This is a genomic window from Streptomyces sp. CB00455, from assembly GCF_001905445.1.
GTDB lineage: Bacteria > Actinomycetota > Actinomycetes > Streptomycetales > Streptomycetaceae > Streptomyces.
In genome coordinates this window covers 1108324-1129663 of record NZ_LIVQ01000001.1, presented here as the reverse complement: position 1 = coordinate 1129663, position 21340 = coordinate 1108324, and the positions used below count along the sequence as shown (strand labels likewise).

General features: G+C 75.2%; 18 protein-coding genes and 1 riboswitch. Of the genes, 10 read left to right on the top strand and 8 right to left on the bottom strand.

Annotation, left to right across the window (positions count from 1 at the left end; translation table 11 throughout):
- Positions 1-6 precede the first annotated feature (6 nt).
- On the bottom strand, positions 7-774 hold the full coding sequence (locus tag AMK16_RS05175) for a hypothetical protein (RefSeq protein ID WP_443333531.1): 768 nt from the start codon (positions 772-774) through the stop codon (positions 7-9).
- 98 nt (positions 775-872) lie between these two features.
- Between AMK16_RS05175 and AMK16_RS05170 the strand changes: the two genes are divergently transcribed.
- Both AMK16_RS05170 and AMK16_RS05165 read left to right on the top strand, forming a co-directional pair.
- Positions 873-1427 carry a GNAT family N-acetyltransferase gene (locus AMK16_RS05170; RefSeq protein WP_073909090.1) on the top strand — a complete coding sequence of 185 codons (555 nt, stop codon included), beginning with the start codon at positions 873-875 and terminating at the stop codon, positions 1425-1427.
- A gap of 173 nt (positions 1428-1600) precedes the next feature.
- Entirely contained in the window at positions 1601-3595 is a 1995-nt protein-coding gene (locus tag AMK16_RS05165) for a DUF5107 domain-containing protein (protein ID WP_073910533.1), read from the top strand.
- Positions 3596-3715: 120 nt separating this feature from the next.
- Here AMK16_RS05165 and AMK16_RS05160 read toward each other — a convergent pair whose 3' ends face one another.
- On the bottom strand, positions 3716-4534 hold the full coding sequence (locus AMK16_RS05160; protein ID WP_073909087.1) for a methyltransferase domain-containing protein: 819 nt from the start codon (positions 4532-4534) through the stop codon (positions 3716-3718).
- A gap of 190 nt (positions 4535-4724) precedes the next feature.
- Here AMK16_RS05160 and AMK16_RS05155 point away from each other — a divergent pair, with 190 nt between their 5' ends.
- The 3 genes from AMK16_RS05155 (at position 4725) to AMK16_RS05145 (ending at position 8107) form a co-directional block, all read left to right on the top strand.
- Complete coding sequence (locus tag AMK16_RS05155) at positions 4725-5297, top strand: TIGR03086 family metal-binding protein (protein ID WP_073909083.1); 573 nt, start codon at positions 4725-4727, stop codon at positions 5295-5297.
- Between the two features lie 225 nt (positions 5298-5522).
- A complete protein-coding gene (locus AMK16_RS05150) occupies positions 5523-6740 on the top strand; it encodes an aminotransferase class I/II-fold pyridoxal phosphate-dependent enzyme (protein ID WP_073910529.1) in 1218 nt (405 codons plus the stop codon).
- Between the two features lie 29 nt (positions 6741-6769).
- Positions 6770-8107 (top strand): MBL fold metallo-hydrolase, encoded by a 1338-nt coding sequence (locus AMK16_RS05145; protein ID WP_079191389.1) that lies wholly within the window; start codon positions 6770-6772, stop codon positions 8105-8107.
- A gap of 52 nt (positions 8108-8159) precedes the next feature.
- On the opposite strand, the gene AMK16_RS05140 is transcribed toward AMK16_RS05145, so the two are convergent.
- Positions 8160-8798: a DedA family protein gene (locus AMK16_RS05140; RefSeq protein ID WP_242438591.1), complete on the bottom strand. Its 639-nt coding sequence runs from the start codon at positions 8796-8798 to the stop codon at positions 8160-8162.
- Positions 8795-9571, bottom strand: coding sequence for an MBL fold metallo-hydrolase (locus AMK16_RS05135; protein ID WP_073909080.1), 777 nt, complete (start codon positions 9569-9571; stop codon positions 8795-8797). Before AMK16_RS05135 ends, AMK16_RS05140 begins: the two co-directional genes overlap by 4 nt.
- A 162-nt stretch (positions 9572-9733) precedes the next feature.
- Between AMK16_RS05135 and AMK16_RS05130 the strand changes: the two genes are divergently transcribed.
- The 4 genes from AMK16_RS05130 (at position 9734) to AMK16_RS05115 (ending at position 14565) form a co-directional block, all read left to right on the top strand.
- Positions 9734-10138 carry a hypothetical protein gene (locus tag AMK16_RS05130; RefSeq protein WP_073909076.1) on the top strand — a complete coding sequence of 135 codons (405 nt, stop codon included), beginning with the start codon at positions 9734-9736 and terminating at the stop codon, positions 10136-10138.
- 194 nt (positions 10139-10332) lie between these two features.
- Entirely contained in the window at positions 10333-12549 is a 2217-nt protein-coding gene (locus tag AMK16_RS05125; RefSeq protein WP_107417047.1) for an alkaline phosphatase family protein, read from the top strand.
- Between the two features lie 75 nt (positions 12550-12624).
- Entirely contained in the window at positions 12625-14061 is a 1437-nt protein-coding gene (locus tag AMK16_RS05120; protein WP_073909072.1) for an amino acid permease, read from the top strand.
- Between the two features lie 54 nt (positions 14062-14115).
- Entirely contained in the window at positions 14116-14565 is a 450-nt protein-coding gene (locus tag AMK16_RS05115; protein WP_073909069.1) for an SRPBCC family protein, read from the top strand.
- A gap of 109 nt (positions 14566-14674) precedes the next feature.
- Here AMK16_RS05115 and AMK16_RS05110 read toward each other — a convergent pair whose 3' ends face one another.
- Both AMK16_RS05110 and AMK16_RS05105 read right to left on the bottom strand, forming a co-directional pair.
- Positions 14675-16261: an RNA polymerase sigma factor gene (locus AMK16_RS05110; RefSeq protein ID WP_073909065.1), complete on the bottom strand. Its 1587-nt coding sequence runs from the start codon at positions 16259-16261 to the stop codon at positions 14675-14677.
- A gap of 215 nt (positions 16262-16476) precedes the next feature.
- Complete coding sequence (locus AMK16_RS05105; RefSeq protein ID WP_073910522.1) at positions 16477-17238, bottom strand: methyltransferase domain-containing protein; 762 nt, start codon at positions 17236-17238, stop codon at positions 16477-16479.
- A gap of 64 nt (positions 17239-17302) precedes the next feature.
- Positions 17303-17395, top strand: a riboswitch (ZMP/ZTP riboswitch).
- 60 nt (positions 17396-17455) lie between these two features.
- Between AMK16_RS05105 and AMK16_RS05100 the strand changes: the two genes are divergently transcribed.
- Positions 17456-18301 carry a bifunctional 5,10-methylenetetrahydrofolate dehydrogenase/5,10-methenyltetrahydrofolate cyclohydrolase gene (locus tag AMK16_RS05100; protein WP_073910519.1) on the top strand — a complete coding sequence of 282 codons (846 nt, stop codon included), beginning with the start codon at positions 17456-17458 and terminating at the stop codon, positions 18299-18301.
- Between the two features lie 148 nt (positions 18302-18449).
- On the opposite strand, the gene AMK16_RS05095 is transcribed toward AMK16_RS05100, so the two are convergent.
- Positions 18450-19928: an NAD(P)/FAD-dependent oxidoreductase gene (locus AMK16_RS05095; protein ID WP_107417046.1), complete on the bottom strand. Its 1479-nt coding sequence runs from the start codon at positions 19926-19928 to the stop codon at positions 18450-18452.
- A 327-nt stretch (positions 19929-20255) separates the two neighbouring features.
- Positions 20256-21257, bottom strand: a complete 1002-nt coding sequence (locus AMK16_RS05085; RefSeq protein WP_073909060.1) for a hypothetical protein — start codon at positions 21255-21257, stop codon at positions 20256-20258.
- Positions 21258-21340: the final 83 nt, after the last annotated feature.

Genomic DNA, 21340 nt, shown 5'->3' with positions numbered 1-21340 from the left:
GTGTGATCAGGCGGTGTGCAGCCAGACGCGGAGGGGGCCGATCGGGGTGAAGCCGGCCCGGACCGCGGCCTCCAGGTCGTCCCCCGACTCGTAGCCCACGACGGGCAGCCCCGGCCAGCGGGCGGCGATCGAGGCGAGGACGCCGGACCAGGCGGCGTCGGCGCGGGCGTGCGCGGCGGCGCCGGCACGGGCCTCGGGTCCGGGTGCTGGATCCGCTGCGGCGTGGGCGAAGAGGTTGGACACGCCGACCACCGGCCCACTGCCGCGGTGCGCCACCGCCCCCGCCACGATGCGGCCCCCGGCCCGGCCCGCCAGGAAGGCGATGTCCCCGCCCAGCAGGGCCGGGCGGAACAGGCCGGTGCTCCCCCCTCCGTCCCACGCGGCCTCCCAGGCCTCCAGCTCGCCGGCGGTGGTGACCTCGGACCACTCGGGGCCCGGGCCGCACACCCCGGCCGCCGGGGCGGGCCGGTGGATCCACTGCGCCTCGAACAGGACCTCGAAGCCGGCCGGGACCAGATCGAGCGCGGCGAAGCCGTCCTTGACCGAGCAGCCGGGCGAGCCGGTGTCGATCCCGGCCACCAGCGCGGCGCCCGACGCCTCCGGCGTGAGCGTCACGGCGTCCGGGTACAGCGGCGGGGTCCGGCGCGCGGCGGACCAGGCGTCCGGTCCGAACACACCGGGCAGCCCGTGGGCGCGGCACACCGCGTCACACCATTCGGCGTTGTCGCGGGCCGCCGCGGCCAGGAGACCGCGGGTGTCGGAGGGGATGATCACACCGCGGATCCTGTCACATCTCCCAGTGCTGTGACCGGGAAGGTTCACCGGGCCGCGGCGCCCCCAAACCTTCCCGGCCACAGCACTAGCCTGGGCGGATGACCTTTTCCACGTACCTGCGGGAGGGCGGGCGGGTGGGCCTGCGGCCCTACCGGCTCGCCGACGGACCCGAGTTCACCGCCCGCGCGCACGAGAGCCGGGAGCTGCACCGCCCCTGGCTGTTCCCGCCCGCCACCATCGAGGAGTACGAGCCGTACGCGACCCGGCTGACCGAAGGCGAGGGCAGGGCGGGTTTCCTCGTCTGCGAACTCGGGACCGGAGCCCTCGCCGGATTCGTCAACATCAACAACATCGTGCACGGAGCCTTCCGCTGCGGCGCGCTCGGCTACGCCGCCTTCGCGCACGCCGCCGGGCGCGGCCTCTTCCACGAGGCCCTGCGCCTGGTCCTCGCGCACGCCTTCGCGCCGGCCGGGGAAGGTCTGGGCCTGCACCGGCTGGAGGCCAACATCCAGCCGGGCAACACCGCCTCGATCGCGCTGGTCCGGGGAGCGGGCTTCCGTCTGGAGGGGCTCTCCCCGGACTTCCTCCACATCGACGGCGCCTGGCGCGACCACGAACGCTGGGCCGTGACCAGCGACATGCCGCTCCCCTAGTGCTGTGCCCGGGGCCCTCCCGCGGCCGGGTCCGGGTCCCCGGCCGGGTCCGGGTCCGTGCGACGGCCGCCGGTCACGTCCACCACCCACCGCGGGCGCCTTTGCGTAATCCTGACCGGTGGTGATCCGCGGAACCCCTGTGCAGCGGGGGCCCCGGCGTGTTCCCTTTCCTCATGGCCACCACCGTCCGACGCGCCGTACTGACCCTTCCCGCAGCCCCGTTGGGCTCCGAGAACCCGCTGCCCGCCCTGCGCGCACCCGACGGCGTGCACGCGGTGGACGAGGTCCCCCGGCTACCGCCGGGAGGTGCCCCCGGGCGCGACGGCCTGCCGCGCGACATGGCCCGGCAGATCGGCTACGAGCCACTGCGTTCGCTGCTGCCCGTCCGGCTCCGGGACGGCTACGGCCGGGAGCGCTCCGAGCGGGAGTTCGCCTCGATCGTCATCGAGAACGAACACCTGAGGGTGACCGTCCTGCCCGAGCTCGGCGGGCGCGTCCACTCCCTCGTCCACCTGCCGACCGGCCGTGAACTCCTCTACCGCAACCCGGTGTTCCAGCCGGCCAACTTGGCCCTGAACGGCGCCTGGTTCTCCGGCGGCATCGAATGGAACACCGGCGCCACCGGGCACACCGCCCTCTCCTGCGCCCCGCTGCACGCCGCGGTGGTCCCGGCCCCCGACGGCGGTGCGATGGTCCGGCTGTGGGAGTGGGAGCGGCTGCGCGACCTGCCCTTCCAGGTGGACCTGTGGCTGCCCGGGGAGTCGCACTTCCTCTACGTCGGCGTGCGCGTGCGCAATCCGCACGAGCGGCCCGCGCCCGTGTACTGGTGGTCCAACACCGCCGTCCCCGAGGAGGCGGGCACCCGCGTCCTGGCCCCCGCCGACGAGGCCTGGCACTTCGGCTACGAGCGCTCGCTGCGCCGCGTCCCGGTGCCGCGGTGGGAGGGCGCCGACCGGACCTACCCCCTGCGCAGCGAGTACCCCGCCGACTTCTTCTACGACGTCCAGGACGGCACGCGGCCCTGGATCGCCTCGCTGGACCAGACCGGTCAGGGGCTCGTGCAGACCTCCACCGACCGGCTGCGCGGACGCAAGCTGTTCGTGTGGGGCGCGGGCGGCGGCGGCAGGCGCTGGCAGGAGTGGCTGACCGAGCCGGGCACGGACGGCTACGCGGAGATCCAGGCCGGGCTCGCCCGGACCCAGCTGGAACACGTACGCCTGGAGGGAGGGGCGGAGTTCAGCTGGCTGGAAGCCTACGGGCCGCTGGCCGCGGAACCGGCGGCGGTGCACGGCACCGACTGGGCGGCGGCCCGCGGCGCGGCCCAGGAGGCGCTGGACGCCGCACTGCCCCCGGAGCGGGTGCAGGCGGCGTACGAGGCGTGGCGGGCCTGCGCCGACACCGAGCCGGGGGAGCGGCTCGCGACGGGCTCGGGCTGGGGTGCGCTGGAGGTGCTGTGCGGGGGCTTCGAGCTGCCGGGCACCCCTTTCGAGGCGTCCACCCTCGGCGAGGTCCAGGAACCGTGGCTGGAGCTCTGGCGCACGGGCGTCTTCCCCACTCCGCGCCGGGTGGCGCCGCCGGGTCCGAGCCTGGTCGCCGCGCACTGGCGGGACATGCTGGAGACGGCCCCGGCGGACCCGCTGACCGAATACCACCTGGGCGTGGCCCAGTGGCACGCCGGAGACGTGGCCCAGGCGGTACGGAGCTGGCAGCGCGGGCTGCCCCTGGCCCCTTCGCGGTGGCCGCTGCTGCGTTGCCTGGCGGTGGCCGATGCCCTGGCCGGGGACCCGGCGCGGGCGGCCGACGGCTACGCGGAAGCCTTCGAGGACCTGGCGGGGGAGAGCCGGGGAGGCGAGGCGTGGGCGGCCGCGGAGGCCGCGCTGGGGCAGGAGGCCATGGCGGCGCTGCTCGGGGTGGGACGGCTGCCCGAGGCGCGGCGGGTATGGGACCGGCTGCGGCCCGCCGTGCGCGAACAGGGCCGCTTCCGCCTCCTGGCGGCCCGGCTGCTGGCCGCCGAGGGACACGTGGCGGCGGCCCGGCGGGTGTTCGAGGACGGCTTCGAGCTGGCCGACCTGCGGGAGGGGGAAGAGGTCCTGGCCGAGGTCTGGGCCGCGCTGACGGACCGGCCGCTCCCCGAGCGGTACGACTTCCGCATGCGACCGCCGGTGTAGCGGGGGCGGGGCGCGGGCGGGATGGCGCTTCGCCGGGGGTGACGCCCCTGCCGCCCCAGGGCCTGGGCCACGGACGGGCTGGAGGTCTTGCGGCGGTCTGCGGCTGTCTGCGGCGGCCGGTCAGACCCGGCAGAGGACCTCGCCGTGCAGGACCGAGAACCAGGCGTCGGGGTCCGCTCCCCAGGCGCGCCAGGCCCCGGCGATGTCCGACAGTTCCGCCGGGGTCGTGTGGCCGCCGCCGACGGCCGTGTCCGCGTAGGCCGAGGCCGTCGTCCGGTCCGCCCACAAGGACGACCACCAGGCGGCCTCCTCCGCGGTGGCGTAGCACCAGGCCGACGCCGAGGACCGCACGTCCGTGAATCCGGCCTCCCGCGCCCAGGCCCGCAGGCGGCGGCCCGCGTCCGGTTCGCCGCCGTTGGCGCGGGCGACCCTCCGGTACAGGTCCAGCCAGGTGTCCAGGCCGGGCGCCGCCGGGTACCAGATCATCGCCGCGTAGTCGGCGTCCCGCACGGCCACGGTCCCGCCCGGCCGGCACACCCGCCGCATCTCGCGCAGGGCCTGGACCGGGTCCCCGACGTGCTGGAGCACCTGGTGGGCGTGGACCACGTCGAAGGAGGCGTCCGGGAAGGCGAGCGCGTGGACGTCCGCCGTCGCGAACTCCACCCCGCCGGTGCCCCGCTCCGCCAGGTACGCGCGGGCCTGCGCGACCACCTCCCCGGACGCGTCGACGGCGGTCACCCGGCCGCCCGGAGCGACCAGCTCCGCGAGGTCCGCGGTGATCGTGCCCGGACCGCACCCCACGTCCAGCACCGACATCCCGGGGCGCAGCTCGCCGGTCAGGTAGGCGGCGGAGTTCGCGGCGGTGCGCCAGCGGTGCGAGCGCAGGACCGACTCGTGGTGGCCGTGCGTGTAGACGGCGGTCTCCTTGCGGGCGTTCATGGCCTGACCCCTCCTCGTCGAAGCGATGTCCCCACCGTAAGGGAAATGTTCGCCCTGTGAGATATGCGTTTTGACATGTGGACGACTGCCGTGCCCGCCAAGGGGGCCGGGCGGGGCCGTGGCGGACCGGTGCGGGGGCGAGGAGAGTGGACCGCAGGAGGGGCCACAGGGCCACAGGACGGTGAGAGGCATGGCCAAGACGCTGCTGGATCGGCACGCCGAAGCGCTGCGGCTGTTCGGTGAACGGCTGCGCGCCGTAGGGGACGGCCAATGGGACGCACCCACCCCGTGCTCGGAGTGGACCGTGCGGGACCTGGTCGACCACGTCACCGGGGAGCAGCTGTGGGTGCCCCCGCTGGTCGCCGAGGGGCGCACCGTCGAGGAAGTGGGCGACGCCTTCTCCGGCGACGTGCTGGGCGAGGACCCGGTGGCCGCCTGGGAGACCGCATCGGCCGCCGCGCACGCCGCCTTCGCCGCACCCGGTGCGCTGGACCGCACCGTCCGGCTCTCGCAGGGGCCCGCGGAGGGCTCGGCGTACTGCGCGGACCTGATCACCGACTGCGCCGTACACGCCTGGGACCTCGCCCGGGCGGTCGGGGTCGACGACCGCCTGCCGCAGGACCTGGTCGCCTTCGCGGCCGAGCGGGTCGCGCCGCATGCCGACGAGCTCGCGGCGAGCGGGATGTTCGCCGCGCCGGTGGAGGTGCCGGCCGGGGCGGACGCGCAGACCGCACTCCTCGGACTGATGGGGCGACGGGCCTGAACCCGGCAGGCGGCATCAAAGGCGGCATCTGGCCGCAAATAATCGTATAAAGGTGCAGAGTGGGCGGAACCCCCGGGCCGCTAAAGGTGCAGAGTGGTCGGAACCCCCGGGCCCCCGAGCCGCCGGGCCGCCGGAACGTCGGAGCCCACGGCACTCGCGGGACCCGCGGGCCCCGTGGAACGGGCCGAGCGGGACGAGCGCGGAAGGCGGTCGGCGGTGGAGGGGATGCAGCGCACGGTGGCGCAGGGCCGCGGCCCGGTCCGGTACGGCCCGCTCGCTCCGCAGCCCGGCCTGCCCGTGCTGCCCGAACTCCTCTCCGTCCTCGCCGCCGCCGCCGGCCGCGCCGCCCCCGAACCGCCCGGCGGCGGCGAGGCCGTGCGCGAGGCCGCCTGCCGGCACTGGGGGCGCCGCGGACTGGTCACCGCCCCGCAGGACGTCGCCGCCGGACCCGGCGCCCCCGCGCTGCTGCTCGCCCTGCTCGGCGCCTACGGGGGGGACGTGCTGCTGCCCCGACCCTGTCCCGCCTGGTGGACCCCGCAGGTCCGGCTGCTGGGACGGCGCGCCTACCATGTGGCCACCCCTGCGGAATGCGGCGGCGTCCCCGACCCCTACGCCCTGCTGGAAACCGTACGGAGGGTGCGCGCCGAGGGGGGCGACCCCCGCGTGCTCCTCCTGTCGGTCGCCGACGACCCGACGGCCACCGTGCCGCCGCCGGAAATGCTGCGCGAGGCGTGCGAGGCCGCCGAGTCCGCCGGTCTCTTCGTCGTCAGCGACGAGAGCTGGCGCGACACCGTCCACCGCCCGCACGACACCCTGGTCCTGAGCCCCGCAGAGATGCTCCCGGACCGGGCGGCCGTCCTCCTCGACCTGTCCGGGGCGCTGCTGCCCGCAGGCTGGCCCGCGGCCGTGGTCCGCTTCCCCGACACCCCCCGGGGGACCCGGCTGCGCGCCGGCACCCTCGACGTCCTGACGGCCACCGGCGCGCTGGTCGCGGGACCGGTCGCCGGAGCCGCCGCGCACGCCCTCGACGAACCGGACGCCGTCGCCGGACGGGTCTGCGCGGCGGCCACCCTGCACGGCGCGGTCGCCGCCGCGGCGCACCGCGAACTCCTGGCCGTCGGCGCGCTGGCCCGGCCCCCGCAGGCCGGGCGGCACCTCTACGCGGACCTGACCCCGCTGCGCGCCGGACTCGCCCGGCACGGAGTCGGCGACGCCATGGAACTGGAGGACTGGCTGGCAGGCCGGCTCGGCGCCGCCACCCCGGGCGGACAGCGGTTCGCGGACGAGCCGGTGGCGCTGCGGGTGCGGTTGTCGACGGGCCCGCTGCTGGGCGCCACCCCGGAGGAACGGCTGGCCGCGCTCACTGCCCCCGACCCGCTCGCGCTGCCCCACGTGCGGCGCTCCCTGGACCTCCTCGGATCCGTCCTGGCCGGGCTGGCCTGATGTCCGAGCCGGCGGACGGAGACTTCCTGATGAGGGACCGGACGGACGCCTCCACCCGCCCGCCCGACGCGGCACGGGACACCCCCGGCCGGCGGCCCGCCCCGCCGTCGCCCCAGCCCCCGCCGCCACCCCCCGACGCTCCGGAAGCCGCGGCCGCGGGCGGCGGCGTCGCGGGCCCGGCTGTCGCGGGCGGCGCGGTCGCGGGCCCGGCGGCTTCCGGCGGCCCGGGTGTCGCGGGTGGCGGCGTCGCGGGCCCGGGTGTCGCCGGCGGCGCTGTCCCGGGCTCGGGCACCCCGCCCCCGGAGCTCCGGCTCCCCGGCGCCCCGCCCCCGGAGGTCCCGCTCCCCGGCGCCCCGCGTCCCCTCGGCGAGCACCGTCGCTGGCCGCGTTCCTTCGCCGACCGGCTCACCGCTCCGCTCCCCGGCGTCCGCGCCTTCGCCAGGCTCGCCCGCGAGGGGGCCTTCCGGCCCGGCCCCGACGGGCTGCGCGGCATCCCCGACCTGCCGTACGAGCCGGGCCCGCTGCCCGCGGCGGCCCCCGGCTGCGTCGGCGTCACCTGGGCCGGGCACGCCAGCTGGGTGCTGCGGACCGGCGGACTGACCGTACTGACCGACCCCGTATGGTCCCGGCGGATCCTGGGCACCCCTGCGCGGTTGACGCCCGTCGGGGTCCGCTGGGAGGACCTGCCGCCGGTGGACGCGGTGGTCATCAGCCACAACCACTACGACCACCTCGACGCGCCCACCCTCAAGCGGCTCCCGCGGCACACCGCGCTCTTCGTCCCCGCCGGCCTGGCCCGCTGGTTCCGCCGGCGCGGCTTCACCCGGGTCACCGAGCTCGACTGGTGGGAGTCCGCCGAACTGCACGGCGTGCGCTTCGAGTTCGTACCGGCCCACCACTGGTCGAAGCGGTCGCTGATCGACACCTGCCGGTCCCTGTGGGGCGGCTGGATCCTGACCGACACCCTGAGCCCCGAGCCGAAGACGCTCTACTTCGCGGGCGACACCGGCTACGGGCGCTGGTTCGGCGAGATCGGCCGCCGCCACCCCGGCATCGACCTCGCGCTCCTGCCCATCGGCGCCTACGCCCCGCGCTGGTGGCTCGGCGACGTCCACACCGACCCGGAGGAGGCCGTCCGGGCATGCCTCGACCTCGGCGCGCGGCGAATGGCCCCCATGCACTGGGCCACCTTCGTCCTGTCCGCCGAGCCGGTCATGGAGCCGCTGCACCGGGTACGGTCCGCGTGGTCCCGCGCGGGCCTGGCGCGCACCCGCCTGTGGGACCTGCCGATCGGCGCCTCGCGCACCTTGGGCGACGACCCCGCGGCCGCGGGCGCCACCACCCCGCCCGGCGCGGACACGGCGTAGCGGCGCGCCCCGGGCCGATCCGGCCCGGTCCGCACGCCGCCCCTCCCGAAAACTAGCCCTCTTGCGAACCGCCGCCGCGGGCCCGGCGCCACAGGGCCGGCCCCGCGCTGATCAGCAGCGTCAGGCCCACCGCCAGGGCCACGCCCTTCCAGGGCTCCGAGAAGAGGGAGCCACCCAGGATGCCGATCAGCCCGTACGTCGCCGCCCACGCGAGGCAGGCCGGGGCGTCGCCGCGGGCGAAGCGGCGCAGCGGCATCTCCGCCAGCAGGCAGGCCAGCATCACCGGGATGCGGCCCGCCGGAAGCAGCCGGGAGACGACCAGCACCAGCACCCCGTGCTCGTCGAGCTTCGTCCGCGCCTGCTCCAGCCGCTCGGGCGTGGCCCGGCCGCGCAGCGCCTGCAACCAGCGCGACCCGTTGCGCGAGCGCACCCCGCGCCGCCCGAGCCAGTACAGCGCGACGTCCCCGGCGAAGGCCGCCGAAGCCGAGACCGCGAACACCAGCAGCACCCCGAAGGGCAGCGCATCCTGATGGAACGCCACCACGGCGGCCGAACTCACCAGCGCACCCGTCGGGATCACCGGCACCAGCGCGCCGAGCGCCACCAGCACGAACAGCGCGGGATAGCCCACCGCCTGCCCGGTGGCCCCCGGCACCTGGCCCGCCGCCACCGCGAGGTCCCGCCAGGTCACGGCAGCTGCACCCGCTCGCCGTGCGCGGGGACCCGCACCGTCACCTTCGGAGCGAGGCGCCCCGCGTGGCGTGCGAACTCCTCGCCCGGCGCATGGAACTCGTGCGGCCGCACCGCGTCCAGCCCGATCGGCCAGTACGTCCCGTAGTGCACCGGGACCGCCGCCGCCGGAGCCAGCTCCGCCAGCGCCCGCGCCGCCCGCCCCGCGTCCAGGTGGCCCGGACCGAGGTACGGACCCCAGCCGCCGACCGGCAGCAGCGCCACGTCCACCGGACCGACCTCCTCGGCCATGGCGTCGAACAGCCCGGTGTCCCCGGCGAAGTACGTCCGCGCCGCTCCCTGCACCACGTAGCCGAGGGCCGGCGCGGCCTGCGGCCCGAACGGCAGCCGCCGCCCGTCGTGCCGGGCGCTGACCGCCCGTACCCGTACGCCGTCGCGCAGGGGAACCTCCTCGCCCCGCGCCACCTCCGTCAACACCAGCCCGCCCAGCCGGGCGGTCCGCGCCAGGCCCGGCACCGCCCGGCACGCGCCCCTGGGCACGACCAGCCGCGTCCCCGGCGCCAGCCGCGACAGCGAGGGCAGGTGCAGGTGGTCGGCGTGCAGATGGGACACCAGCGCCACATCGGCCACCGCCGCCTCCGGCGGGGGCACCGCTCCGCGCCGCCGCCGCAAGTGGGCCAGCCGCCGGGCGAACAGCGGATCCGTCAGCAACCGGACGCCGGAGTCCTCGACCGTGCACGTGGCATGACCCCACCAGGTGATCTCCACCGGCACTCGCGCCTCCTCCTTCGCACCTCGTCCACGACCACGGGCCGCCGGGTCCCGAAGGTTGCCCGGCCCCGGTCCCCCGAGGGTGTCCTGCCCCGCGGAACCGTCCGGAACCGGAACCGGCCCGCGCCTCCTGCCCGGAGGTGGATCGGAGTAGGGTCGGGCGGCATGGAAGCGCTGCGCGTGGCCGCGATCGCCAGCCTCGCCCCCCTCGAGGACCTCGACGCCGACCCTTTCGCCGTGGACACCCGCGGTCAGCACGCCGTGTGCGCGCGGTGGGCGGCCGAGCACGGGTACGCCGTGACGCGGCACCTGCTCGTCTACGGCCTGCGCCCCGACCATTGCGGGCTCTGGTCCGACGTCGACGCCGGACAGGTCGACCTCTTCGTCGCCGCCAACCCCCGTGTCCTCGCCCGCGCCCTGTGCTCCGTCGAGGAGTTCACCGCCGAGTGCGAGCGGCGCGGCGTACGCCTGGAGACCGCCGGGCACCAGGAGCCGCAGTACACCTCCGCGATGAAGGCCGAGGTGCACCGCCGGCTGTCCATGCCGACCGCCGGCTACGACGGCACCTGACCCGCCCGGCCCGGTACCTGACACGCCCGCCGCCGGACGCCCGGGGCGGGCCACCCGAGCGGGGCTTTGCGGACATCCGTGCCCCACCGGTGTCACCCGGCCGGGCGAGTGCGGCTGTGCGAGCCTGGCAGTGCCGGCCGCGGGGCGCCGGGCGGGCGCGAGCCCGGGGGCCGGGACGGTGAGGCGGGCAGGGCGTGGTGCGAGGACGGTGGCGGACGGCGGGCGGAGCCCTGGTGCGGGTGGCCGTCGTCTGGGCGGTGTCCACGCTGACCATGCTCGCGCTGGCCGGGATCCTGCCGGACTTCCGCCTCCGCTCCGGCGGGGACGAGAGCATCACCCAGATCGGGCTGGCCGCCGCCTGGGGCGCCGGCGCCTTCGGCCTGCTGAGCGCGCTCGTCTGGCCGGTGGTCGTACGGGCCCTGCTGCTGGTGCCCGCCCTGGTCCTCGGAGTGCTGGTCTTCTTCCTCAACGGCTCGCTGCTGCTGATGGCCCTCGCCCTGGTCCCCGCCGGACGGGGCGAAGTGGCACCCGAGACGGCCGTGGTCGTGGCCGCCGTGATGTCCGCCGTCGCCTCGGCGACCTCCACCACGCTCGCGGTGCGCGACGACGAGGCCTACCGGCGCCGGCTCTACCGCCTCGCCGACCGGCGCCGCCGCAGACAGCCGCGGCCGGACGCGACCCGCGCCGGCGGATGCGCGCCCGGCGTGCTCTTCCTCCAGCTCGACGGGGTCGGGTACCGGACGCTGCGCCGCGCCACGGTCAACGGCCTGATGCCGACCGTCGCCGGGTGGCTGGCGGGCAGCCACCGCATCACCTCCTGGCGCACCGACTGGTCGAGCCAGACGGGCGCCAGCCAGCTCGGCATCCTGCACGGCTCCACCTTCGACGTGCCCGCCTTCCGCTGGTACGAGAAGGACACCGGCGAGGTGGTGGTCTGCAACCGGCCCACCAGCGCCGCCGAGCTGCAGCGGCGCGCCGTCGGACGGACCGCCGACGGCGGTCTGCTCACCCTCGACGGGGCCAGCCGGGGCAACCTGTTCAGCGGCGGGGCGGACCAGCTGGCGCTCGTGCTGTCGGTCTCCGCACGCCGGGGCCGGTCCAACCGCTCCCGCGCGGGCTACTTCGCGTACTTCTCCGATCCGGCCAACGCCGTCCGCACGGCCCTGTCCTTCCTCGCCGAGGCCGGCCGGGAGATCGGCCAGTCGGTGCGGGCGCGGATCCGCAGGGACCGGCCGCGCGTCTCCCGCGGCGGCCTCTACCCGCTGATCCGGGCTTTTGCGACCGTGGTCGAACGGGACGTGGTGGTGGCCGCCGTGATCGGCGACATGCTCGCGGGGCGCGCCGCGGTCTATGCCGACCTGGTCGCCTACGACGAGGTCGCGCATCACTCCGGCCCCCGCAGCCGGGACGCCGACCAGGTGCTGGAGCGCCTCGACCGCAGCCTCGCGCTGATCGCCCGCGTCGCCGAGCACGCGCCTCGGGAGTACCGGATCGTGCTGCTCTCCGACCACGGCCAGAGCCCGGGGGAGACCTTCCTCGGCAGGTACGGGCTGACGCTGAAGGACCTGGTCCGGGCGGGCTGCGGCCTGCCGGTCTCCCGCCGGGCGCGCCGTACCCGCAGCGGGGCAGAGGCCCGGGCGGCTTTCCTGGCCGCCCTGCACCGGCCGGTGGAGGAGGGCGAGGAGGCCCGGCCGGGTCCGGGCTCCGACCCGGTGGTGCTCGCCTCCGGCAACCTCGGGCTGATCTCCTTCCCGGACGTGCCCGGCCGGGCCTCGCGCGAACACGTCGAGCACGCGCACCCCGCCCTGCTGGCGACCCTGGCGAACCACCCCGGGGTGGGTTTCGTCCTGGTGGACGGCGTGGTGCTGGGGCCGCGCGGGGCGGTGGCCCGCCTCGACGTCCCCGGCGAGGCGGAGGAGCTGCTGGCGCCCTTCGGCCCCGGCGCGGCCGCGGCCGTGCGCCGTACCGACGGCTTCCCGCACGTGGCCGACATCATGGTGAATTCGGCCTACGACCCGGACACGGGCGAGGTGCACGCCTTCGAGGAGCAGATCGGCTCCCACGGCGGTATGGGCGGGGAGCAGTCGCACGCCTTCCTGATGTGGCCGAAGGAACTGTCGGACGCGGAGACGGAAGCGGAAACGGAAGCGGGCGGGGGCGAGGGCGCGTCGGACGCGGGCGAGGGCGCGGACGTGCGTGCGGATCCGCGTCCGCGTCCGGTCGAGGCCGCGGGGGAGGGCGCCGGCGGGGGAGCCGGGCTGGTGGGCGCGGAGGCGGTGCACGGCGTACTGCGGCGCTGGCTGCGCGAGGTGGACGGCCCCCAGGTCCCGGTGGAGAATCCCCGGCCGCAGGCCACCGGGAGCGGAGTCTTTCCGTCCGCGGACGGTTCCGTACGGGACGAAACCCGCTGATTTGGCGCGTCTCCCGCGGTGGTCGACCATGGGGCGACCTGCCCACCATGTGAGACATCCCGAGGCGCACCACCGATGACCAGCACCGCAGCCCCAGCGGCCGGGGACACCACGCCCCCGGCCCGTGCCAGCCGCCCCGCGCCGGCCGACTCCCCGCACGGCGAGGCGCAGGACTCCCGGCAGGGCGACCCGCACGGCACCCCGCACGCGCGGCGGTTCGGGCTGCCCGTCGCCACCTGCCTCGTCATGGGCAACGTCATCGGCGGCGGGATCTTCCTCCTGCCCGCCTCGGTGGCCCCCTTCGGCACCATCAGCCTGGTCGCCTTCGGCGTGCTCACCCTCGGCGCTATCGCCCTCGCCCTCGTCTTCGGCCGCCTCGCCCACCGCCACCCGCAGACCGGCGGCCCCTACGTCTACGCCCGCGCCGCCTTCGGCGACTTCGCCGGGTTCCTCGCCGCCTGGAGCTACTGGATCACCACCTGGGTCTCCAACGCCGCCCTCGCCGTGGCGGCCGTCGGCTACCTCACCGTGCTCTTCCCGGCGGTCGGTGCCCACCAGTGGTCCATGTGCCTGGCGGCCCTCGCCGTGCAGTGGTTCCCGGCGCTCGCCAACCTGGCCGGCACCCGCTACGTCGGCGCCGTCCAACTGGTCTCCACCGTCCTGAAGTTCGCCCCGCTGCTGCTCGTGGCCGTCGGCGGCCTCCTCTTCTTCGACCCGGCCAACCTCGGCCCCTTCCGGGCCACCGGACAGAGCGCGGTCGGCGCCGTCTCCGCCTCCGCGGCGATCCTGCTCTTCAGCTACCTGGGCGTCGAGTCCGCCGCCGTCAGCGCCGGAGAGGTCCGCGACCCGGCGCGCAACGTCGGCCGGGCCACCATCCTGGGTACCGCCGGCGCCGCCACCGTCTACCTGCTGGGCACCCTCGCCGTCTTCGGCCTGGTCGCCCACGACACCCTCGTCTCCTCCCAGGCGCCCTTCACGGACGCCGTGAACGCCATGTTCGGCGGCACCTGGGGCGGCACGGCCGTCGCCTGCGCCGCCGTGGTCTCGATGGTCGGCGCCCTCAACGGCTGGACCCTGCTCAGCGCCCAGACCCCGTACGCGGCGGCCCGCGACGGCCTCTTCCCGAAGGTCTTCGAGACGAAGAGGCGTGGCGTCCCGGTGGCCGGCGTGATCGTCACGGCCGTCCTCGCCTCGGCGCTCACCGTGTACAACTACACGGCCGCCTCGCAGGGCGTTTTCGAGATCCTGGTCCTGGTCACCACCTTCACCGCGACGGTCCCGTACCTGCTCTCCAGCGCCGCGCAGCTGTACTTCCTGTTCTCGGGCCGGTCCGAGCGCGTCCACCGGGGCCGCCTGGTGCGCGACACCGCCGTCGCCTGCCTGGCCTTCGCCTTCTCGATGTGGCTGGTGGCCGGCTCCGGCTACGCGGCCGTCTACCAGGGCGTGATCTTCCTCTTCGCCGGGGTGCTCGTCCACGCCCTGATGTCGGCCCGCAAGTCCCGCGCCGCCTGACCTGCGCGGTAGCGTGGTAAGGAAGCACCGCCAGGGGGCAGTGAAGGGGTCGCCATGTCCGCGATCAGGAAGAGCATCGAGATCGACCGCAGTCCCGCCGAGGTCTTCTCCTACGTGACGGATCCCACGCACCTGCCCGAGTGGCAGGACAGCGCGCTGTCCGCCGTCCCCGAGGGCGCGCTCCCCGTACACGTCGGCTCGCGGGTCCTCGTCACGCGCCGCATGGGGAAGCGCCGCTTCCCCACGACCATGGAGGTCCTGGACCTGGACCCGCCGAGGAGCTGGCACATGCACGGGGTCGAGGGGGCGGTGCGCCCGGACGTGCGGGGCAGCATCGAACCCCTGGACGGCGGGATGCGCTCCCGCGTCACCCTGTCCCTCGACTTCGAGGGGCACGGGCTGGGCAAGGCGTTGGTCCCGCTCGTCGTCAGACGGTTCGCCCGCAAGGAGATGCCGCGCGGCGAGGAGAAGCTCAAGCACCTGCTGGAGCACTCCACCGCCTGAGAACACGGCGGGGAGGCACCTGCGGAAGCCGGGCGGGCCCGCCCGGCTCCGCGGGTGCCTCCCCGCCGTTCACCCCCCGGGGGCCGGTCTCGCGACCGGCCCGGCCCGGTCAGTCCAGGTAGTCGCGCAGCACCTGCGAGCGCGAGGGGTGGCGCAGCTTCGACATGGTCTTGGACTCGATCTGGCGGATGCGCTCACGGGTGACCCCGTACACGCGGCCGATCTCGTCCAGCGTCTTGGGCTGGCCGTCGTTGAGGCCGTAGCGCATGGAGACCACGCCCGCCTCCCGCTCCGAGAGCGTGCCCAGGATCGACTGGAGCTGCTCCTGGAGGAAGGTGAAGGAGACCGCGTCCGCGGGCACGACGGCCTCGGAGTCCTCGATGAGGTCACCGAACTCGCTGTCGCCCTCCTCACCCAGCGGGGTGTGCAGGGAGATCGGCTCGCGGCCGTACTTCTGGACCTCGATGACCTTCTCGGGGGTCATGTCCAGTTCCTTGCCCAGCTCCTCCGGAGTGGGCTCGCGGCCGAGGTCCTGGAGCATCTGGCGCTGCACGCGGGCGAGCTTGTTGATGATCTCGACCATGTGGACCGGGATGCGGATGGTGCGCGACTGGTCGGCCATGGCACGCGTGATCGCCTGGCGGATCCACCACGTCGCATACGTGGAGAACTTGAAGCCCTTGGTGTAGTCGAACTTCTCCACGGCGCGGATCAGACCGACGTTGCCCTCCTGGATCAGGTCCAGGAAGAGCATGCCGCGGCCGGTGTAGCGCTTGGCGAGGGAGACCACGAGTCGGAGGTTGGCCTCCAGCAGGTGGTTCTTCGCGCGGCGGCCGTCCTCGACCAGGATCTCCAGCTCGCGCTTGAAGGCGGGCTTGTGGTCCTCCTCCTCTTCGAGCTTGTACTCGGAGAACAGGCCCGCCTCGATGCGCTTGGCGAGCTCGACCTCCTGCTCGGCGTTCAGGAGCGGCACCTTGCCGATGAGCTTGAGGTAGTCCTTGACGGGGTCGGCCGTGGCGCCGGCCACCATGACCGTCTGGGCCGGGGCGTCGTCCTCGTCGTCGTCGGACAGGACGAAGCCCTGCGTGCCGCCGGGCTTGGGCGTCTCTTCCTCGGCCTCGTCCGCGAGGTCCTCGGCCGCCCAGTCCTCGCCCTCGGCCGCGGGGGTCTCGCCCTCGTCGGCGTCCTTGGCACCGGCCTTCTTCGCCGCCGTCTTCTTGGTGGCGGTCTTCTTCGCGGTGGCGGCCTTCTTGACCGTCCGCTTCTTCGGCTCGGCGGCGGCCTCGGCCGCCTCCTCCCCGGTGGCGGGAGCCGGCGGAGCGGATATCGCCGCGGCGGCGGCGGGAGCCACGGCGGCGGCCGAGGCCTTCCGGGCGCCGATGGGGCGCGGCGCGGCGGCCGCCTTCTTGGTGACGGTGCGAGCCGGGGCTGCGGCTGCCTTGCGGGGCTTCTTGGCCGCGGCCTTGGTGGCGGGCGCCGCGCTGACGTGAAGGGCGACACCCTCCTCGTCCAGGACCTGGTTCAGGCTGCGCAGGACCCGCTTCCACTGGTCCACCGGGATGCGACCGGCCTCGAAGGCCTGGCGCACGTCGTCACCGTTGATGTGACCCTGCTCGCGGCCGCGCTCGACGAGCGTGACGAGGGCCTCCGATTCGGCGATCTCCGGAGGGAACGTACGGGACGGGCTGAGCGACACAAGGAGCCTCTCGTTGCGAGCAGATAAGGGGTGAGCGGGACATCATCGCGCGAACTCGGGAAACAGACCCGAGGGGGGTCTGTATTCCGGGGCCGCGCGAGGACACCTGTCGGTTCATCGCATGCCCGAGTCGATTCGTTACGCGCTGAATTGAGTGACCTGCGCCACGCTGTGGCCGCGCAACCGATCCGGCGTGGATCCGTCCGCCCCCTCCGTCAGTCCGTTTTGCGGGCTTCGATGAGGAAACGGGCGGCATGTGCGACGAACGGACCTTCGCGATCGATCTGTTCGTGCAGCTCGCGCAACCGGTCCCGGTACTGCCCGACCGTGAAGCCGGGCACCATCCAGATCACCTTCCGCAGAAAGTAGATCACGGCTCCGATGTCGTGGAACTCCGTCCGCAGCCGCTCCGAGCGCAGATCGACGACTTCGAGGCCGGCCCCGGTCGCCGCGGCCACGGCGTCGTCGGGGTGCCGGCCGCGGCGCACCTCCTCCGGCTGCGGGCCCAGGAAGTACTCGACCAGTTCGAAAACGCTCGCCGGACCGACCTGCTGGGACAGGTAGGTGCCCCCGGGCCGCAGGACCCGGGCGACCTCGTCCCACCAGATGGTCACCGGGTGCCGGCTGGCGACCAGCTCGAAGGCCCCGTCACCGAAGGGCAGCGGCGGCTCGTCGTCGTCGGCGACCACCACCGCGCCGAGCGGGTGCAACAGCCGCGTCGCCCTGTCGATGTTCGGCGGCCAGGACTCCGTCGCCGCCATCAGCGGCGGCAGGGGGCCGGCCCCGGCGAGGACCTCGCCGCCACCGGTCTGGATGTCGAGCGCGGACCGCACCCGGGCCAGGCGCTGCGCGAGCAGCCGCTGGTAGCCCCAGGAGGGGCGCTGCTCCGTGGCCCGGCCGTCGAGCCAGGAGAAGTCCCAGCCGTCCACGGAGACGGATTCGGCGTCGGCGACGAGATGGTCGAAGGTACGCGTCATGTCCCGATCGTCGCAGGTGGGGATCGCCTCGACCACCGGATTGCCCGGGGGTCGACTACAGTGGGCGGCGGGCCGTGACTGGCGTTCGGGTGGATCACCACCGGGGAGCGGCCCGGCGCACCCCCTGCGCCGACTGCCGCGCGCCTGGGCGATCCGCGATCCGCAGCGACGTTCAGGAGACCCCGTGACGACTGCCCAGACTGCCTCCGCCCGTCTGATGGACGGCACCGCACTCGCCCGCCGCATCTCGGAGGAGACCGCCGCCCGGGCGGCGAAGATCACCGAGCGCACGGGGACGGCGCCCTGTCTCGCGACCGTGCTGGTCGGCGAGGACCCGGCCTCCGTGACCTACGTGCGCATGAAGCAGAACCGCTGCGCCAAGGCCGGCATCACCTCCCGCCACGTCGAGTTGCCGGCCGAGACCACCACCGGGGAACTGGTGGCCACCCTCACCGCGCTCTCCGCGGACCCGCAGATCAGCGGCATCCTGCTCCAGCACCCCGTCCCGCACCACATCGACGAGCGCGCCGCCTTCGAGGCCATCGCGCCCGGCAAGGACGTCGACGGCGTCACCATGCACTCCTTCGCCGCCATGGGCTTCGGGCTGCCGGGCTTCGTCTCCTGCACCCCCGGCGGCATCATGCGCCTGCTCGCCGCCTACGACGTGGACCTCACCGGCAAGCACGCCGTCGTCGTCGGCCGCAGCGCCATCCTGGGCAAGCCGGCCGGCATGCTGCTGCTGGAGCAGAACGCCACCGTCACCTACTGCCACTCCCGCACCCGGGACCTCCCCTCGATCGTGCGCCAGGCGGACGTGCTGGTCGCCGCCGTCGGCAAGGCCGAGTTCATCCGGGGCGAGGACATCAAGCCGGGTGCCGTCGTCCTGGACGCCGGCTACAACGAGGGCAACGTCGGCGACGTCCACTTCGAGTCGGCCGCCGCCCGCGCCTCGCTGATCACCCCGGTACCGGGCGGCGTCGGCCCGATGACCATCGCCGTCCTCCTGGAGCAGACCGTCCGGGCGGCCGCCGCCCAGGCCGGACTGGACCTCGGAGCCCTCTGACCCCCCTCCGCGCACGGTGGACGCCCCGGGCCCTCGGGCCCGGGGCGTCGCGTTTCCCGGCCGCGCCGAGGGCCCGGCCTCCCGGACCCCGCCGCGGCGGGGCCGGGCCGCACCCGGCCGCCCGGCTCCGTACGCGCACGAGCGCCCGTCACCGGGCCCGGCCGACCGGGTCCGCCGGGCCGACCGGGTCCGCCGGGCCGACCGGGTCCGCCGGGCCGACCGGCCCCGCGCCCCGGCCGAGCCCGGCGACCGCACGCTCGGCGTCGCTCAGCGGCGGCGCGTCGAGCGCACCCCGGTCCGAGGCGCGCAGCACGTGCCACACCACCGACGGGCGCAGCCAGTGGGTGGGGGCGCTGCTCATGGTCAGCACCTTGAACAGGGCGGCGGTCAGGGCCTCGTGCGTGGTGGCCCCCGTCATCAGCCGGCCCGTGTACGCGTTGAGCAGCCCGGATCCGGCCCGCGGCTTCATCCCGGTGGCGCCCGGATAGAGGATGTCCTGCGAGGTGGCCAGTTCCCAGGCGATGCCCACCAGCGGGGTGATCGCGCGCTGCGCCTCCCGGCCGAAGCCGGGGCGCGCGGGGTCCGAGGCGCGCAGCAGGGTCCGTACGGCCAGGAGTCCCTGGGCCGCGACGGTCATGCCCTGCCCGTAGAGCGGGTTGAAGGTGGCGACCGAGTCGCCGACGGCGAAGAAGCCGTCGGGCAGGGCGGCCTTCTCGAAGTAGACCCGGCGGTTGGCGGTGCCCTGGGTGACGGCGACGTCCGTGAGGGGCCTGCGACCCTCCAAGAGCTCTCCGACGATCGGGTCCCGGATGCCCTTGGCGAACGGAATGAACTGCTCCGGGTCGCCGGTGGGCTGGCCGCCGCGGGTGCCGGACAGCGTCGCCTGCCACTGGCCGTTCTCGATGGGCACGATCGTGGCCGTCTGCCCGGGCACGGGCACCCGCGGGTCGGACTGCACGTTCACGATGGGGAAGCCCATCTCGTGCGCCCCGCCGGGCGCTTCGAAGATCCGGGTCGCGTAGACGAGACCGGAGTCGACCTCGGCCTGGCGGATGCCGGTCACACCCAGCGCCTGGAGCCAGGTCCGGGCGCGCGAGCCGCGCCCGCTCGCGTCGACGACGAGGTCCGCGCGCACCAGCCGGTCCTCCTCCTGCGGCGTGTCGACGCGGACGCCGACGACGCGGGACGCGGTGCCCTCCAGGGCCCGGACCCGGCTCTGCTGGAGCGTCGAGACGCCTTCGAGGGCGGTCACCCGGGCGCGGACCACCGAGTCGAGGAGGTCGCGGCTGCACGAGATGTTGAACTGCTTCTCCCCGCAGCGCGGGATCCAGCCCTGGGCGGTCTTGGTGACCAGGTCGGTGGGCAGGCTCCGGCGGATCGCCCCGGCCGCCGTCCAGTCCTGCGTGATGCCCGGCAGGATCTCCTCGATGGCGCGTGCCCCGCCCGACCACAGCAGGTGGGTGTGCCTGGCCTGGGGCAGTCCGCGCCGCGGCGCCGGGCCCTCGGGCAGCGGGTCCGCGTCGATGATCGTGACCGTCGCGTGGTCGGCGAGGACGGCGGCGGCGAGCAGGCCGGCCAGACTGCCGCCGATGACGACGGCGTGGCGGGGCGGGGAGGACTGGGTCATCGTGTCGTGCTCTCTGTCAGGGCCGTGCTGAGGGCATCGGCGCGAGGGGTGCGGCGGCCGGCCGGCCCGGTCACCTGCGTGACGCGGGACGCCGCCGGCCGAGCGAGGTCGTGATGCGCTCGATCGCCTCGGGGAAACGTTCTTCCCTGGGTGGTGGGAGGTACGGAGTGAGGAGCCTGTCCGGGTGCGGGCGTGAGAGCTCGGCCCGGAGGCCGGCCGGGTCCGCGCGCCCGGCCCGGGCGGCGGCCGGCCGGACCGCTCCGCCGGGGAGCGGGCGGCCGTCGGCGGACAGTGCGCCGGGGTGTGCCCACACCGCCCGGGCGGTCCTCACGGGGCCTGCCCCTCGCCGTCGCCTTCGGCCGGGCGGCCGAGGTGGCCCTCCCGGGCGAGGAGGTCGTCGAGGTGGTCGGCGAGCGACTTCCAGCCCCGGGGGGAGAGCCGGCCGGCCCGCGTGACGATGCTCCGCACGTCGTGGGCCCGCATCACGGCCAGCATCGGATTCTCGTGCTCGGCCTCGGCGGACTCCAGCTCGTGCGCGATGCCGGTGAGGGCGCCGGCCAGCGCCTCGGTGTCCTCGGCCAGCAGGAAGCCGCCCTCGACCCCGTAGAACCGCTGGATACCGGCGGCCGCGGCGAGGTTGGGCAGTCCCTCGCCCCGGGCGAGGCGGGTCAGGGACTGCCCCGAGGCGTCGAAGGACCCGGCGATGGCCGCCAGCGAGTGGGCCTGCCCGTCCTCGCGCGGCCTGGTGCGGCGCAGGTGCTCGAACCGCTGGCGCACCTGTTCCTTCAGCGGGACGCGCGGCGGGCTGCCGTCGAGGGTGAGCCGGATGGCCGGCGCGCTGATGCCCGTGAGGTACGAGAGGTGCTCCAGGTCGTCCCGGCCGCCCGTGGCGGTGCCCGCGGACAGCACGAGGGCCCGCTCCACGGCGCTCTTGTGGTCGGCCAGCAGGAAGCCCGCATAGACCCCGAAGAAGCGCTGCACGCCCGCCGCGTGACCGAGCCTCGGCAGTCCGGTGCCGGCGTTCAACGGCCCCAGGGAGGCGCCGGGCGCATCGAAGTCCTCGGCGATCGCGGAGAGCGGCCACTCCCGGCCGTGCTTGTCCCGGCGGGTGGCGCGCAGCCGCAGGAAGCGCCGGTGCACCCGCTGTTCGAGGGGCTCCTCCGCGGCCGTGCCCGCGACCAGCAGGGGGACCCGGCGGGGTTCGACGCCACACAGGTGGCTCAGACGCCGCGCGTCCAGGACGACCGCGGGGTCCTGCCCGCGCCGCTCCGACAGCTCCTCCACGCGCCGCCAGAGCGCGGCGAGGCAGGGACGGGCGGCGGCTCGCACCGGCTGGTTCTCCGTAAGTCGACAGGGAGTTCGAGTGACTCGGGCTGCGTGAAGCCTAACCTTCCGGCCCAGGCAGAACCAGG